Source organism: Pedococcus sp. P1_H8 (assembly GCF_056405175.1).
Map to the genome: position 1 here is coordinate 1 of NZ_JBFUCP010000245.1, position 442 is coordinate 442.

The 442-nt window shown below is 73.1% G+C and carries 1 protein-coding gene; it reads left to right on the top strand.

Features of this window, described 5'->3' with window-relative positions; translation table 11 throughout:
- The coding region (locus tag AC1DYG_RS19810; protein WP_477641558.1) for a TetR family transcriptional regulator at positions 1 to 442 on the top strand (442 nt) is incomplete at both ends.

Sequence of the window (442 nt, forward strand, 5' to 3'; positions counted from 1 at the left end):
CTCTACCGCTGGGAGGGCCGGTACCTGCAGCCGGCCGACCGGGAGCTGATGCGCGCGGACTTCCGCGCGCTGAACGAGCGTCTCGCGAAGCCGCTCGGCAGACTCCGCCCGGACCTGGGCCGACGCGACGCCACGATCCTGGCCGCCGCCGCCCTGAGCGTCGTCGGCAGCATCACCGCCCACCGCAGTGCGCTGGCGAACCGTCGGATCGAGAAGCTGCTGCTCGCGACGGCGTGGGGCGTGCTGCGCTGCGACCTCGCGGCGGCCCCGCCTGCCGAATCCACCATCGAGGACCCGGCCGCCCGGGGGCTCGCGGTGACCTCCAAGCGCGAACTCCTGCTCGGCGAGGCGATGAAGATCTTCCACGCGCAGGGCTACCACGAGTCGAGCATCGAGGAGATCGGCGCCGCCGCCGGGATCAACGCGTCGAGCGTCTACCGGC